The following is a 16,470-nucleotide window of genomic DNA, read 5'->3' as shown; positions in this document are numbered from 1 at the left end:
GCATCTTTGAGCTTTCTTTCAAGTTCCGAAATGCGTTCCTGTTCTGGCGTTTGCTTTAAATTGCCGTTCCCTGGAAAACTTCCTTGTCCGAACTCTTCATATTCTTTTCTCCATTTATACAACTGTGGAGCAGTAACTCCTAACTCTCTGGCCAGTTCTGAAATATTTGTTCTTTCAAAACTCAACTGGACTGCTTTCTCTTTAAAAGCTCGGTCATAAATTATTCGCGTTTTTTTCATAAATTAAAATTAAGGTTTTTATTCTTAACTTTTTATGCGGGTAAAGTTAGCATGTCCAAGCTTTTAAATTCACTTGCAGTTGAAAATAATTCAGTATTTACAAAATCGAATTATACTTTCTTCACGATAGAAAATACATTAAAAGTAAATTATATTGGTGATGAGTATTATAGTTATGAAGTTTATTCAATAACGGGTAAATTACTTTCTGAAGGTAAAATGCTATCAAAAGGCGTAGTTAATTTAGGTGTTTTTAAAACAGGAATATATATAGTAAAAGTAGTTGATAATGCTGGAGTGAATAAAATTAAAGTGTTAATTAAATAATTCTATAGATGCGACATTGACTTAGTCGACACAAATGATTAGGAAAGAAATAATACTAATATTAAAACATAAAACATAGAAGTAGTTTAACAGATAGGTATTTCTTTTTATATCCAACTAAAATATATATTATATAAGTAAACAATAAAAAATAATGAATTAATATTTAGTATTTGTTAATTGAGTGGTTTTTCAATAATTACACTATATTTAATTTTAGGTGATTTAATTTATTAAATAATATTTTATTAGGTAATAAAAATAAACTTATTGTTTTATTGTGACAGTTTCATTAATAATCCTTACATAATAATAGCTTTTTACTTACAGGAACATATACTACCCCTTGTTTTGTCATTTTATACCCTACAAAATTGTCTTTTTTAATCAAAATTTGAAAATTATTAATGGTGTGTTTTTTACACTTATGTTAAATGTAACCTATTTATTCAACTATTAATTAGTAAAAAATTTTTAAAACATGAAAAAAATTACTAAACTATTTATTGTAACTATCTTGATTGTAAGTACAAATTTTTTGAATGCTCAATGTTATACTCCTTTATATCCAAAAGGAAACTTATGTCCTGATCCAGAAATGACCGATTTGGCACTTTGGAACGGCTGGGGTGCAAAGAGGGAAGTTGTACAAAGTTCAGGAGCCTATTGTGGAGATAAATTCATGAAGTTGGTTTCAAATGGTAATGCTGCTGGTTGTGCTTGGCCTGGTACTAACGGTGAAGATTCAGCATTAGATATTAATCTTACATGGGAAAAAAATGCAAAATATCGTTTGCATGTATGGGTAAAAACTGTAGGTGGAAGTATTGGCTTTTTGGCTAAGGGGACTAATCCAGATGTTTCGAGTTCATATGATACAAGTGGTAATTGGCAATTAATTGATTTGGAAATGGTTACAGGTGCTGCAGCGGTTGCAGGATTTATTTCTTTTAACACATGTGATGGAGGAGCTACTGCAACTGAAATAAATCTAGATAATTATGAATTATATAGGATTGATAATTTAGGTTTGAATAATGTGTCTTCTGTAATTTCTACTAATATAAATGCTGTTGGAAGTAAAATATTTATTACTAATGTGGATTCTCCAACAGAAATTAGTGTTTATAGCATGACAGGTGCTTTAGTTGAATCATTCAAAACTGACACTGATACGGACTTTAATTTTAAATCAGGTCTTTGGATTGTGAAAATTAAAACTACTGATGGTGAAAAATCAGTAAAAATAGTAATTAATTAGTTTAGTTTTTACAGGAAATTACTGTAAATTTTTTCCTTAAAAACATACATTTTTAAACACGCTAAAACCAATAATTATTTAACTAATTCTTGGTTTTATAAAGCTTATTGGTTTGAAAAAGTAATTTTTCCTAACTGATATGTCTTTTAATTTTTTCTAAATAAAAAACTAACCAAATTGAATTACTTTCAACGAGTTACGCATTTATCTAATTAACTAATCAACCAAAAAAAACAACTAAACTATGACATAGCAAACAAACCAAATAAACTCAATAGACCTATTTATTTAAAATAGCAGAATTAGAGTATTTAGAAATTTTGTTAAAAATTAAAAATTACAACCAAGTATGAAACACTTTATTATAATAAAGAAATTACAATTTTATGATATAGACTTTAAGCTTAGAAAGAAACTCACTTTACTTCTAGTGTTGTTTTCTTTGTTCCAAGTTCAAGCGAATCAGAGTACTAATTCAGGAATAACACAGGTTATTCAACAAAAAAAAACTATTAGCGGGGTAGTAACAGATGAAAAAGGGATTACTCTTCCAGGTGCAATAGTTCTAATCAAAGGAACTAAAAATTCAGTAGCGACTGATTTTGAAGGTAAATTTACTTTATCAATAGATGATAAAGCTAAAACAATTGTTGTGTCTTTTATGGGGTTTGAAAGTAAAGAAGTTTCGATAGGAAATGCAAAAGTATTTAATATCACCATAAAATCTTCATTAAATGATCTAGACGAAGTCGTAGTAATAGGTTTTAATAACACACAGAAAAAAGGAGGGTTAGTGAGTTCAATAACTTCTATTAATCCTAAGGAATTAAAAGGTCCTACAAGTAACCTGACACAAATGATGGCTGGACGTGTTTCGGGTATGATTGCAGTTCAGCGTAGTGGGGAGCCTGGATCGGATAATTCAGATTTCTTCATCCGTGGTTTAGGGACCTTTGGTTCAGGTAAGCAAAATCCTTTAATCCTTATTGATGGTATTGAATCGTCTTCTACAGATATGGCGCGCTTGCAACCAGATGATATTGCAGCTTTTTCTGTTCTAAAAGATGCGGCAGCGGCAGCAGTTTATGGTGCAAGGGGAGCCAATGGTGTTGTTTTAATTACTACTAAATCGGGAAAAGAAGGAAAGACAACGTTTCATTTTCGTACAGAAACAAGGATGTCTTCCAATACGAAAAATTTCAATTTTGCCGACAATATTACGTATATGAAATTGGCTAATGAAGCGACTTTGACAAGACAATATGACCAAACTCGACTGAAACCACTTCCTTACGATCAAAATAAGATCGATAGAACTGCTGCAGGAGATGATCCTTATTTGTATCCAAATAACAATTGGATCAATGAGCTTATCAAAAAATATACGATAAATCAAGGTTTTAATTTAAGTGCAAGTGGAGGTGGAGAGAAAGCAAGGTATTATATAGCTAGCACTTATAATATTGATAATGGCATCTTAAACGTAGAAGGACTAAATAATTTCAACAGTAATATTAAGTTAAGAAACTATTCTATCCGAACGAATATTGACATCAATCTTACTCCAACAACATCAGCAACAATAAGAGTGTATGGTCAATTTGATGATTATAATGGGCCAGTAGGAGGAGGAGGACATATATTTAATTCAGCCTTATGGTCTAACCCTGTTAAATTTCCTAAAGTTTATCCCAAAAGTTATCTCCCTTTTATAGAACATCCTTTATTTGGTGGGGCTACAACAGGGTATGGTTCCAATTCGTTATTGATTAATCCTTATGCAGAAATGGTGAGTGGATATGAAACTTGGAAAGCATCTACAATCCAGCCTCAGATTGAGCTAAAGCAAGACTTGAATACTCTTACAAAAGGCTTAACCGTTAGAGCTATGGGGTATTTGAGAAGGTATTCATTTTATTCCGTTTCTAGAAAGTACAATCCTTTTTATTATAGTTCTACTATAAGTCCAGAAACTGGAGAACTTCAATTAAGCGTTTTAAATGATGGAGGTAAAGGATCTATAGGCTTGGTAGGAACAGAGTATCTAAATTATGGAGAAGGTGAAAAAAAATTAGATTCTAGAACTTATCTTGAAACAGCTATTAATTATAATAGAACTTTTAATGAAAAACATGCAATTTCAGGGATGCTTATTAATTTAGTGTCAAATTTTGAACAAGGAAATGGAGGGAGTTTACAGAACTCTTTACCTGCTAGAAATAATGGTATTTCAGGAAGGTTTACCTATGGTTATGATAATCGCTATTTAACTGAATTCAATTTTGGATACAATGGTTCTGAACGATTTATAAAAGGTAATAGATACGGTTTTTTCCCATCAATAGGTGTGGCCTATCGTATTTCAAACGAAAAATTTTGGGAACCTTTGAAAGAGATTATAACCGATTTGAAATTTAGAGGAACTTATGGATTAGTAGGAAATGATCAAATTGGTGATGCATCTGATCGATTTTTTTACTTATCTAATGTGAATTTGAATGATGGTGCTTATGGTGCTGCTTTTGGAGAACAATATGGATATAATAGAAATGGAGTTTCTGTAAGCCGTTATGCTAATAATAATATTGGTTGGGAAAAATCACAACAAATCAATTTAGGAGTTGACTTAGAATTGTATAAATCTTTCAACGTAACTGTCGATGTTTTCAAACAAACTAGGAGTAATATTTTAGAAGTTAGACAAAATATAGGTTCTACACTAGGGCTTACGGCCATACCTGCCACTAATTTTGGAAAATATGAAAGTAAAGGATTGGATCTGTCAGTTAATTATAACAAACAATTAGGGGATCAATGGTGGACTCAATTTAGAGGGAATTTAACCTATGCAACTGGGAAAAAATTAATAGTTGATGAGTTATCTTATCCAGATGATTTAGCATATCGTTCTCAAGTGGGGCAAAGCGGCTCTCAAGTATATGGATACATAGCAGAGAGACTTTTTGTGGATCATCAGGAAACATTGAATTCCCCAATACAGTTTGATCAATATTCAGGAGGTGATATTAAATATCGTGACGTAAATGGTGATGGTAAAATAACAGAGAATGATATGGTTCCTATAGGACATCCAACGGTGCCTGAAATTGTTTTTGGATTTGGCGGTACTGCTGGATATAAAAGTTTTGATGTAAGTATATTTTTTCAAGGTGCAGCAAGAACTTCAATTTTTATTAACCCATGGAATATTGCTCCTTTTGTATTGACTGGGAATGCTCAAAATGGTTTGCTTAAACCAATTGCTGATGATCACTGGTCAGAAGACAATAGAGATTTATATGCTTTCTGGCCAAGATTGAGCGATACTTTTGTACCCAATAACAATGTAACTTCTACTTGGTGGATGCGTGACGGCTCCTTTCTTCGCTTAAAAACAGTAGAACTTGGATATAATGTGCCAGATAAAACAACTAAAAATTTAGGGTTAAGTTCTGCAAGAATTTACTTCAGTGGAAATAATTTAGCTGTTTGGAGTAGTTTTAAATTGTGGGATCCAGAAATGGGTGGAAATGGTTTAGGATACCCTATTCAGTCTGTATATAACTTGGGTTTAAAATTAGATTTTTAATATGAAGCCTTTAATACAAAATAATATGAAATATATGAAAGAGAATTTGTTCGAGAAAAGTCTCATTAAAATTCAGAAATCAATAGGAATTGTTTCAATAGTACTATTGGTTTTAGGAACTCAATCTTGTGAAAATAATTTTCTGGATGTTGTTCCAGATAATGTTGAGACAATAGATCTTGCCTTTAAGCTGCGTAATGAAGCAGAAAAATATTTGTTTACTTGTTATTCTTACTTACCTAAGAATGGAGATGCAATATATAATATTGCCATGTTAGCAGGAGATGAGGTATGGATACCTGGTCAAGATGAAGCAATAAATAGTTATGCTTTTGATATTGCAAGGAATTATCAACGAGTTTCAAATCCCTATATGGATGTATGGGAAGGTAGATATCAAGGTGGTGGTCCTTCAGATAGATATAGAATTTTTGCAGGGATACGTCATTGTAACACTTTTTTGGAAAATGTTGAAGATAAAACAAAAATTGCTGACTTGAATCCCGCAGAACGTCTAAGATGGACTGGAGAGGCTAAATTTTTAAAAGCATATTACCATTACTATTTGATGCGTATGTATGGACCAATACCAGTTATGAGGAAAAATGTTCCAATTGATGCGCCAATTGAAGAGATACAAGTTTCAAGAGAACCTATAGACAAGACTATCGATTATTTAGTTACTCTTTTGGATGAAGCAGCTTTAGTACTTCCTCCGCAAATAACGGATACTCAAAATGAATTAGGACGCATTACTAGACCAATTGCATTAGGTATCAAAGCTGAAATTTTGTTAATGGCTGCTAGTCCTCTTTTTAATGGGAATGCAGATATGGCTGGTTTTAAAGGTAAAGACGGAACCCCTTATTTTAACCCAACTTTGGATCCTTTAAAATGGAAGAAAGCAGCAGATGCGGCAAAAGAAGCTATAAGTGTCGCCGAAGCAAATGGTAATAAAATTTTCTATAAAGAAGATATTTCTTTTGATATTGAGAGTGTTACTAGAAAGAAATTAGACATAACTGAAGCTGTAACCGAACGTTGGAATAATGAAATTATTTGGGCAAATCCAAACAGTCGTACCTATGAATTGCAACGTTTATGTATGGCTCCTTTAATCAATACTGTTTCTCATTCTCAAGCAAGAAAAGTATTATCTCCAACATTGGAATCTGCTCAGATGTTTTACACAAAAAATGGTGTTCCAATCGAAGAGGATAAAACACTTGATTTTAGTGAGATAACTCAATTGAAAGAGGCTGGTTCTGAGGATAAATACAATATTTCCGTAGGATATAAAACATCAATATTGAATTTTAATCGTGAGCCGCGTTTTTATGCTGATTTAGGATTTGATGGAGCAATTTGGTATAAATATGATAGTGGTTCCGATGACACACGTTGGCATATTGAAGCTAAATACAAAGATTATGCAGGTAGTGCAGATGCTTTTGATTTTAATGTGACTGGTTACTATTTAAAAAAACTTGTAAATTGGGAACAAACCTTTGGCGGAGGGTCACTATATAAAGATTATGCATGGCCAGAATTAAGATTATCAGATTTGTATTTGATGTATGCCGAAGCGTTGAATGAAGTAGAGGGGCCTACAGCAGATGTATTGAAATATGTAGATCAGATAAGAACCCGAGCTGGTTTAAAGGGTGTTGCAGAATCTTGGCAAAATTTTTCGAAAAATCCGCTTAAGTTTACCTCTAAAGATGGAATGAGAGAAATAATTCATCATGAACGAAATATAGAACTTGCATTTGAAGGCAAGAACTACTGGGATATTAAAAGATGGAAAAAAGCGACACAAGAGTTTAATGAGCCTGTAAAAGGATGGAATGTATTTGGTTCTACTGAAGCTGATTATTACCAGGTTAGAACATTATTTCAACAACGCTTTGTGTCTCCTAGGGATTATTTCTGGCCTATAAATGAAAATACTCTTATTCAAAATCCTAATTTAGTTCAAGCGCCAGGATGGTAAAACGTTTAATAAAAAATAAAATTATGAAACTAAAATTTATAAAATATATACCTATTTTGATATTACCTCTGTTTGGGGTTCTATTTAGTTGTTCAAAAGATCAGGGTGCTAGTCCTTTAGAACATAGTACTATAGCTCCAGGAGAAATAAGCAATATTGCAATCCAGAATTTACCTGGAAAGGCTAAACTAACCTACAGTTTACCTAATGATAAAGATTTACTTTACATAGTAGCTCAATATACTCTAGAAAATGGGACAAAAATGGAAGTAAAATCTTCTTATTATAACAATTCCATGATTTTAGAGGGTTTTACAGGTCTTACTGAAAAAGAGGTAACTCTTTATGCTGTTAATAGAAGTGAAGTGAAGTCTAAACCTGTAAAGGTTTCTGTTGCGCCACTTAGAGCTCCTGTTTATAGTGTATTTGATAGTATGACTCTTCAACCCGATTTTGGGGGTATCCGAATAAAAGCAGATAATCCAACGAATGAAAATCTGGCTTTTTTGATTATGACTAAAAATATTCAAGGTAATTGGGAACCTTTACCTAATAGTATCTATACTACTACGAGTGAGATCAATCAAGCTTTAAGAGGATTTGATACGATTAAACAGCAATTTGCTCTAGTAGTGAGAGATCGATGGTTGAATAAGTCTGACACCTTATTTCAAGAAGTGAAACCAATTTACGAAACATTAATGCCAAAGTCCAATTATGCCGCAATTCATTTAGCAAATGATTCAAAAGTTATTGGTACTTATCCTGTAAAAAACTTATGGGATGGGCAATTTTTAGAGTATTGGGGTTCTTATTTTACCGATAGAACTATTGATGTAGGTAATCATTTGGTAACTTTTGATGTTGGTAAAGTAACAAAATTAAGTAGATTGAAACTTTGGCAATTTTCTGAACCTATTGGAGGTCAGAGACTTTACTATTACCTAGGTGCAATAAAAAAATTCAGGATTTGGGGTAGTAATACTCTAAATGACGGGAATCTATCAGGTTGGACTTTATTGGGAGATTTTGATATAAAAAAACCTTCTGGATTACCTTATGGTCAAGAAAATAACGATGATCTTTTAGCTGCTATAGATGGTCAGGATTTTGAAATTTCTATAGATATGCCAGCGGTTAGGTATTTAAGAATAGAATGTATAGAAAACTGGTCTGGAGGCCAATTTATGGCTGTATCAGAGGTACAAGTTTATGGTAATCCTAACTTTTAATTAAAAAAATTATGAAGCATTTGAAAAATAAATTAAAATTAATCATTCTGCTGTTATCAATCCTAAGCATTATCGCATGTTCAGGAAGTGATGAGTATTTAAAATATACAGAGGGTGGTGAAATTTCATATACTGGTAAAATAGATTCTCTTAAATTTTATCCAGGTAAAAATAGAGTTATGGTAAAAGGTTTAATAATTTCAGATCCTAAAGTCACTGAATTAAGGGTATATTGGAATAATAAAGCAGATTCTGTTGTTGTGCCAATTAATCGAACTAATGGAATAGATGTTGTATCTTCGATTATTCCAAACCTTCCTGAGAACATTTACAATTTTCAGGTAAAAACCTTTGATGCTAAAGGAAATGGTTCTGTAGTTCAAGATAAAACTACTCAAGTTTATGGAGAACGATATGAGGCAAGTTTAAGTGATAGGAAAATTGCAAGCAGTAGTTTATCGAGTAGTTTATCTCTTATAATAAACTTTGCTACGATGGATTTAACTACTGGCGCCTATGCTACTGAGGTTGTTTATACTGATAAATTTGATGTCGTGCATACTGTAACAATTCCAGTTGCAACGAGTCAAGTAACAATTCCAAATTATAAAATTGGAAGTCAATTTAAACAACGGTCATTGTTTTTACCAGTTCCAACATCAATTGATACTTTTTACACCGATTTTGTTTCAAAAGTACCCGAAGTTATTGATCTTTCCTATATGATTAAAAACAGTGCAGTTCCTTTTAAAGCATCTTCTTCATCTGGTAGGTGGGGTATCTTAGCTGATTGGACAACTAATGATGCAGCAAAAAATCATGGTGGTTACGGAGGTTGGGATGAATGGTCAACTGGTCTTTTTAATCTCGAAAGTGGTTGGGGAGCCCCGCTAATAACTAATGGTAAAGTATATCAAACATTAACATTAGAAGCAGGGACCTATACATATAAAGCAAACCCAAGAGTAAATGGATCTGGTCTCGATAGTGGTTATACTATAAGTGATTTCGTTTATTTTACAGTAGCTGCAGGTAAAACATTACCTAATTCTGCAGCAGGAGTCCTTGAGACAGATCCATTAACAATTGGTTTTAAGAGAATTATCAAAACGATGTCATCAACTTCAGTAGAAGTTACCTTTACACTTGCACAAACAAAAGAAGTTTCTTTAGGTATTGCTACGACTCAAGGGGATGCTAGATATTGCAACATTCTTTCTTTTAATTTATTTAAAAATAATAAATAGTAAAATAGTAGAGAATTTTAATTTGGCATGTAGTTTTATATTGCATGCCATTTTATTTACTTTTAAAATATGTTTTCTTGAACCTTTTAAAATCAGAGACAAATTTTTAATACTTAAATTTTATTCAAAATAAGCTTACAACTCCATATTTATTCGATGTTTTATGAAATATATATATATTATTGGAATAGTATTACTCAGTTTTTCAATACTTTCTTGTTCAAATACTCCGTTGAGTGATGAAAAAGTGGTACAAATACCTTCAGAAGTTATTCCTGAAAAAACACCTGAGGTATCAACAATTGAAGTGTTAAATATTGATGTAAAAACAGCTACTATTAATGCAAAAGTTATTAATAAAGGTAGTGCTTCTGTAACCAAAAGAGGAGTTTGTTTAAATACTATAGAAAACCCAACAATAGAAAATGGTGTTTTATATCCAGAGACTATAACTAAAGCAACGGGCGAATTTTCTGCTAATCTTTTTGATTTACAGGATAACACTAAATATTATATCCGTGCTTATGCTATTAATAAAGTAGGAGTTGGATATGGAAATCAGATCGTTTTTGATACAAAATTGGCGAATATTCCTGTTTTAAAAATGGGAAATGTTACGATTTCTGGTGTTCATGATTTGTTTGTAGATGTTAAAATTGTTAGTAATGGAGATTTTCCTATTGTAGAATCAGGAGTTACTTGGGATTTAAATGAAAATCCAATCATCGAAAATAATAAAACAACTGTTAGAATAAAAGATAATCTGGGTGGATTTCTGCAAAGAATCACAAATCTTCAGGAATTAAAAAAATATTTTGTAAGACCTTATGCAAAAACTATAAAAGGTGTAACTTATGGAAATCAAATATCAGTAAGTACCATTAAGTCAGGTAAATTTACTTTTTATATGTGGGAAGATCCAGTTGCAAGTACTGAAACTAAAGCAGCTTATGTTAGAATAAGAGCAGCTTTTGAGGACGCTACTTATTATTATAATAATTTTACTTCTGTTGAGAAACACCTTACTATTAATTACTCTCCAGGTACACCGACTGCTGATGGAAATATTTCTGGTTGGATTAATATGGGTTCAAATCAATCCTATCAGCGTACAGGTACAGCAATGCATGAAATCGCTCATACGATTGGTGTAGGAACTCATGGGCAATGGGGCATACTAATGAAAGGAACTTGGCAAGGAAACCGAGTTAAGGAAATTTTACGTGTGCTTACTGGTTCTACTACATCCGAATTATTAGGAGATGGTCAGCATTTTTGGCCTTATGGAATTAATGGAGCCAATGAAGATAATGGAGATGAAATGTTATATATCACAAATGCACTTATATTGCAAGGTATGAAAACGGATGGGTTGCCTAGTAATTAAAGTTTTTAATTTTTTTGTTTTAATTCCTCGAATTCCTGCTGCGATTCTTTTTTTGTAATATTGTGGTGTAAGTGAAAATAAATTAATTTTAATATTTCATTTTTAATATAGCATATTGTAGCTCTTGATTAATAAAAGAATCAGTATATCGCTTTAATATTGACCAAAATTTGAAAGGGATTGAAATTTTCAAATAAAATTAGTTTGCTTTTATAAAAATTGTAATAGTCTCGCTAGTATTATGCTCCGAAGTAGTTTATAATATGATGTGAATTTAGTGCTAATTTGTTCAAAATTGTGGATGAAGTTTAATTTAAAAATAGTTTATTAAAAAGATAAAAAAAATAATTCTAGATGTTCGAATTTTATAAAATAAAGAAAGCAAGTTTGTTTGGAATAAGTTTAATAGTGTGCTTGTTTTGTATACAATGCAATGTTAACAAAATAGGCAAAAACAAAATATTTTTTGTTCCTGGTAAAAAATGGCTTGATACAAGAGGAGTACATATCAATGCACACGGTGGAGGTGTATGGTTTAATAAAGGAATTTATTATTGGTACGGAGAACACAAAACTTCTGGCAGCGCTGGTAATACTTCCTTATTTGGTGTAACTTGTTATTCTTCAAAGGATTTGAATCATTGGAAAAATGAAGGGATTGTATTGAAGGTACAAGAAAATGCCAACTCTGAAATAACGAAAGGCTGTGTGATTGAACGTCCTAAAGTGGTTTATAATAAAAAAACAGGAAAGTACGTGATGTGGTTTCATCTCGAATTAAAGAACCAAGGATATGATGCTGCCAGAACTGGTGTTGCTGTGAGTGATTCTCCTCAAGGTCCATTTGATTTTATAAAGTCATATCGTCCTAATGTTGGGATTTGGCCAATGAATTTTGAGGAGAAATTTAAGTTACCATCTGTGGATGAGAATGAATTAAAATCTTGGACTCCTGAATGGTTAACCGCAGTAAAAAACGGAACTTTTATTCAAAGAGATTTTAATAAAGGACAAATGGCAAGGGATATCACCGTTTTTGTAGATACGGACGGTAAGGCTTACCATATTCATTCTTCAGAAGATAATTTGAGTCTTGATATTTCAGAACTCACAGCAGATTATTTAGATTTTACAAATAATTGGAATGTAGTAGCACCCGCTGGTCATAATGAAGCACCCGCGATTTTCAAAAAAAATGACATATATTACATGATAACTTCTGGATGTACGGGTTGGGATCCTAATGAGGCACGTTCGTTTTCATCAAAATCAATTTGGGGACCATGGAAATCGCTAGGAAATCCTTGTATCGGAAAAGATGCTTCTTTAACATTTCATTCGCAAGGCACCTATGTCCTTCCTGTGGAAGGAAAAAAAGATCAATTTATTTTTATGGCTGATCGGTGGAATCCCAATAACCCGATTGAAGGCACTTATGTTTGGCTTCCTATTCAGTTTGATGGCCAAAAACCAATTGTAAAATGGTTTGATAAATGGAATTTAAAAAGTATTGATGATAATTATAAATAGAATTAAGTAAATTTAAGTATTTAAATACACAGGAATGTCAACTGCTAATATGTTGGTTTCCATATATTAGATGAGAGAAAAACAAAAATTTTATCAACCAATAAAAACATGAAGTCCTTAAAACTAATTTTCTTATTGTTTTTTGCTTTGCCTAGATTGCTTTTTGGTGCTGATATACAAATTAGTAATCTTAAAGTGGAGAATGAAGTAAGTCCTATAGGTCTTGATGTGTTTCAGCCTGTCTTTAGTTGGCAAATGGAATCATCAAACAAAAATAGAGGGTGTTTTCAAAATGCCTATCAAATTATTGTAACAAATAATCAGGGGCATGTGTTATGGAATACTGGGAAAGTTAAAAGTGGATTATCCATTAATATTAAATATAAAGGCGAAAACTATAAACCCACAAGTCTGTACAATTGGACGATAACAGTTTGGGATCAAACAGGGAAAAAGTACTCCACTAAGGCATGGTTCGAAACAGGATTGATGAATGACAAAATGGTTACTAATATAGATTCAGATAAAGAAACAACTGCTTGGTCTGGAGCAAAATGGATTGGAGGGAATTCTAATGATATGGTTTTGCATTCTCAATATCTTCCAGTTTTTGTTATTAATAGTACGGTTCAGCTTGATAAAAAGTCACAATCGACTAAACTATCTTTAATTTATGGCGCTAATGATCAGCGTTTAATGGATAAAAATAAAAATCAATACAAACTGGAGCACAAAAAAGGAGATAGTTACATTCAGGTCGAATTGGATATTTCACCTTTGAATTCAGATGGAAATGCAAAACTGAATATTTATCGTGTGGGTTATCATCCAAATGATATAAAAGATACTCCTTTTAAAAATTTTTCTATTTCGAATACTATTATTAATAAAGTAAATAAGTATGATGCTCATACTATAAGTGTTGAATCTTGTTTAGGGAACACTAAAATATATATCAATGGTCATGCAGGAGAAAATCTGGTAGCCGATATTAATTTAAATCCGTTAGGTTCTGGAGGTGATTTTATAGCTTTTCCTTTAGTAGGCGATATAGGTTTTTCAGTGCCTAAGGGAGAAAAAGGAGAGTTTTCAAAAATTGAAATTAAAAATTATCGAAGTCCTTCGAATGTGATTTTTTCTGAAAACAGTAATTCTCCAAGTATATTTTCGTCATTTAAAGAAGTAACTATTGAAAATAATAGCTATACAGTAATGGGAGGAAATAAAGGAGCTTTTGTTTTAGCCAACCCAAGTAGAAATTCCATGCCAATGTTGCGTACCGTATTTGAGGTAGATTCTCCTAAAATAAGTAAAGCTAGATTGTATATCACGGCACGTGGTATTTATGATGTTTATTTAAATGGCAAAAAAATAGGAGATGATTATTTTAATCCAGGGCTAACACAATATAACAAAACCCATTTGTATCAAACTTTTGATGTAACTCCATATATCCAAAAAGGGAATAATGTATTGGGAGCAATTCTTGGAGAAGGTTGGTGGAGTGGAGGTAGTACATTCGCTGGTGAAAACTGGAATTTCTTTGGAGATCGTCAATCTTTGTTGGCCAAATTGGTGGTCACTTATTCTGATGGGAGTGAAAAGATTATGGTGAGTGACCCTGAAACATGGAAGTATTTTAATGATGGCCCAGTTAAATATGGGAGTTTTTTTCAAGGCGAAGTATATGATGCAAGAAAAGAAAAAGCAATTGAGGGTTGGAGTACTTCAGAGTATAATGAATCAAAATGGCATTCAGCAGTAACCATAGGAACAAATGGATTCGTAAGCTTAAAAGGAACAGTTAATTTACCCAACTTCAAGAATTTTACAGATGCTAAATTAGTGGGGCAATTTGGTAATACGGTTAAGCCAATTAAAGAATTAACCGCTCAATCAGTTACAGAAGTTCGTCCAGGTGTATTTGTGTATGATATGGGACAAAATATGGTTGGAGTTCCAAAAATAAGGTTTAATACTATTGGTAAAGGAAAAACTATTGCATTGCGTTTTGCCGAAGTTTTGTATCCTAATTTAACTGAATACAAAGGAAATGAAGACATGCTTATGCTCGAAAATATTAGGGCAGCCATGTCGCAAGACATTTATATAACTAAAGGAGGCGATGAAACTATAATGCCGCGATTTACATATCATGGATACCGCTATGTAGAAATAACGGGCATAGAAAAACCATTACAGTTAGCTAATGTACAAGGAACCGTATTAAGTTCGATACATCAATTGTCTTCTCATTATGAAACTTCCAATCCTTTGGTAAATAAGTTATGGGAGAACATTACGTGGTCTATGTATGGAAATTTTTTATCCATACCTACTGATTGTCCTCAGCGCAACGAACGTTTAGGATGGAGTGGCGATATTTCGGTTTTTTCTCGAACTGCAGTTCATTTATCCGATGTTAAACAGTTTTTGAAAAGGCATATGTTAGCCATGAGAGACATACAAAGGGAAGATGGGCGATTTCCAGATGTAGCTCCAATAGGTGTAGGATTTGGAGAAACGATGTGGGGAAGTGCTGGAATTACTGTTGCATGGGAAAATTATTTGCAATATGGAGATGTAAGTTTGTTAGAGGAACATTATGATGCTATGAAAAGGTACATGAACTATCTAATAGCTGATATTGATCCTAATACAGGAGTTTTTAAAGAAAAAGAAAGAAATACTTGGGGTTCTTTAGGTGATTGGTTGAGTTTAGAAGATTCTAAGAATGAAAAAACACTGTTTTGGGAGTCCTATTTTATTTATGATTTAGAAATTTTGACTAAGGTTGCCACTATATTAGATAAAAAAGAAGATCAAGAACTTTTTTCAGAATACTATAAGCAACGAAAATATTTTTTCAATACAACATATATCGATAAATCAACTGGTAAAACTATTTTTAGAGGAAAAATTATAGATTCACAGACGTCGTATGTATTGCCTTTTGCGTTTAATATTTTAAATAAAGAGAATGCAGATTTAGCTTTAAAGCAGTTTGTTAATGCTGTAACCAGAGAAAATAAAACGGATCAAGGTGTTGTTTGTCCGCCCTATTCACTATTGACTGGGTTTATTGGAACTGCATGGATAAGTAAGGCGCTATCGGATAATGGGTATTCTAATGTTGCTTACCAATTGCTACAAAATAAATCGTATCCTTCGTGGTTGTATCCTATTAATCAAGGAGCTACTACTATTTGGGAACGATTAAATTCATATACTCATGATGATGGATTTGGAGGGAATAATAATATGAATTCTTTTAATCATTACGCTTTTGGTGCAGTAGGAGCATGGATGTATAATTATTCTTTAGGAATTATAAGAGATGATAATTCGCCAGGGTTTAAACAATTTGTTCTACAACCAGAACCGGATACTACTGGAAAAATGACATTTGCTAAAGGGTACTATGATTCTATGTACGGACGAATTGAAAGTAGCTGGGAAAGAAAAAATGACAAATATTATTTCCGTTTTGTTATACCAGCAAATACAAGTGCAACTCTTTATTTCCCAGCTTTAAAAGAAAGTGATGTAATTGTAAAAGATAAAAAGAGCGGAATTAAATTTTTGAAATTAGAAAATAATAAGGCTGTTTTTGAATTAGAATCGGGTGAATATAGTTTTGAAACAATTATTAGTGATTAATAAAA

Annotated in this window: 10 protein-coding genes; 9 read left to right on the top strand and 1 reads right to left on the bottom strand. The window is 32.2% G+C overall.

Annotation, left to right across the window (positions count from 1 at the left end):
• A partial coding sequence (locus tag E0F76_RS18410) for a transposase (protein WP_132004782.1) occupies positions 1 to 239 on the bottom strand: 239 nt, incomplete at its 3' end.
• 51 nt (positions 240 to 290) lie between these two features.
• Between E0F76_RS18410 and E0F76_RS18405 the strand changes: the two genes are divergently transcribed.
• From E0F76_RS18405 to E0F76_RS18365, 9 genes are all read left to right on the top strand, one after another.
• Complete coding sequence (locus E0F76_RS18405; RefSeq protein ID WP_132009728.1) at positions 291 to 566, top strand: T9SS type A sorting domain-containing protein; 276 nt, start codon at positions 291 to 293, stop codon at positions 564 to 566.
• Positions 567 to 1,047: 481 nt separating this feature from the next.
• The gene (locus E0F76_RS18400) at positions 1,048 to 1,827 is read left to right on the top strand and encodes a T9SS type A sorting domain-containing protein (RefSeq protein ID WP_132009726.1); all 780 of its coding nucleotides are present in this window, start codon (positions 1,048 to 1,050) and stop codon (positions 1,825 to 1,827) included.
• Positions 1,828 to 2,176: 349 nt separating this feature from the next.
• Positions 2,177 to 5,416, top strand: a complete 3,240-nt coding sequence (locus tag E0F76_RS18395) for a SusC/RagA family TonB-linked outer membrane protein (RefSeq protein ID WP_181954054.1) — start codon at positions 2,177 to 2,179, stop codon at positions 5,414 to 5,416.
• Position 5,417: 1 nt separating this feature from the next.
• On the top strand, positions 5,418 to 7,409 hold the full coding sequence (locus E0F76_RS18390) for a RagB/SusD family nutrient uptake outer membrane protein (protein ID WP_246022109.1): 1,992 nt from the start codon (positions 5,418 to 5,420) through the stop codon (positions 7,407 to 7,409).
• A gap of 23 nt (positions 7,410 to 7,432) precedes the next feature.
• Complete coding sequence (locus E0F76_RS18385; protein WP_132009724.1) at positions 7,433 to 8,641, top strand: DUF4959 domain-containing protein; 1,209 nt, start codon at positions 7,433 to 7,435, stop codon at positions 8,639 to 8,641.
• A gap of 11 nt (positions 8,642 to 8,652) precedes the next feature.
• Positions 8,653 to 9,888 (top strand): DUF4998 domain-containing protein, encoded by a 1,236-nt coding sequence (locus E0F76_RS18380; RefSeq protein WP_132009722.1) that lies wholly within the window; start codon positions 8,653 to 8,655, stop codon positions 9,886 to 9,888.
• Between the two features lie 163 nt (positions 9,889 to 10,051).
• Positions 10,052 to 11,275 carry a hypothetical protein gene (locus E0F76_RS18375; protein WP_132009720.1) on the top strand — a complete coding sequence of 408 codons (1,224 nt, stop codon included), beginning with the start codon at positions 10,052 to 10,054 and terminating at the stop codon, positions 11,273 to 11,275.
• 354 nt (positions 11,276 to 11,629) lie between these two features.
• Positions 11,630 to 12,805, top strand: coding sequence for a glycoside hydrolase family 43 protein (locus tag E0F76_RS18370; protein ID WP_132009718.1), 1,176 nt, complete (start codon positions 11,630 to 11,632; stop codon positions 12,803 to 12,805).
• A 108-nt stretch (positions 12,806 to 12,913) separates the two neighbouring features.
• Positions 12,914 to 16,465: an alpha-L-rhamnosidase gene (locus E0F76_RS18365; protein ID WP_132009716.1), complete on the top strand. Its 3,552-nt coding sequence runs from the start codon at positions 12,914 to 12,916 to the stop codon at positions 16,463 to 16,465.
• The last annotated feature ends 5 nt before the right edge of the window (positions 16,466 to 16,470 follow it).

The organism is Flavobacterium cellulosilyticum, from assembly GCF_004349355.1.
In the GTDB taxonomy this organism is placed as follows: Bacteria; Bacteroidota; Bacteroidia; order Flavobacteriales; family Flavobacteriaceae; genus Flavobacterium; species Flavobacterium cellulosilyticum.
The sequence above is the reverse complement of the archived record's forward strand: the minus strand, read 5'-3'. Positions and strand labels throughout refer to the sequence as shown.

Bases quoted from the DNA above. Each gene is read 5' to 3' on its own strand.
- E0F76_RS18405 (WP_132009728.1), top strand. From the start codon at position 291: ATGTCCAAGCTTTTAAATTCACTTGCAGTTGAAAATAATTCAGTATTT.
- E0F76_RS18370 (WP_132009718.1), top strand. From the start codon at position 11,630: ATGTTCGAATTTTATAAAATAAAGAAAGCAAGTTTGTTTGGAATAAGT.
- E0F76_RS18400 (WP_132009726.1), top strand. From the start codon at position 1,048: ATGAAAAAAATTACTAAACTATTTATTGTAACTATCTTGATTGTAAGT.
- E0F76_RS18385 (WP_132009724.1), top strand. From the start codon at position 7,433: ATGAAACTAAAATTTATAAAATATATACCTATTTTGATATTACCTCTG.
- E0F76_RS18390 (WP_246022109.1), top strand. From the start codon at position 5,418: ATGAAGCCTTTAATACAAAATAATATGAAATATATGAAAGAGAATTTG.
- E0F76_RS18375 (WP_132009720.1), top strand. From the start codon at position 10,052: ATGAAATATATATATATTATTGGAATAGTATTACTCAGTTTTTCAATA.
- E0F76_RS18365 (WP_132009716.1), top strand. From the start codon at position 12,914: ATGAAGTCCTTAAAACTAATTTTCTTATTGTTTTTTGCTTTGCCTAGA.
- E0F76_RS18395 (WP_181954054.1), top strand. From the start codon at position 2,177: ATGAAACACTTTATTATAATAAAGAAATTACAATTTTATGATATAGAC.
- E0F76_RS18380 (WP_132009722.1), top strand. From the start codon at position 8,653: ATGAAGCATTTGAAAAATAAATTAAAATTAATCATTCTGCTGTTATCA.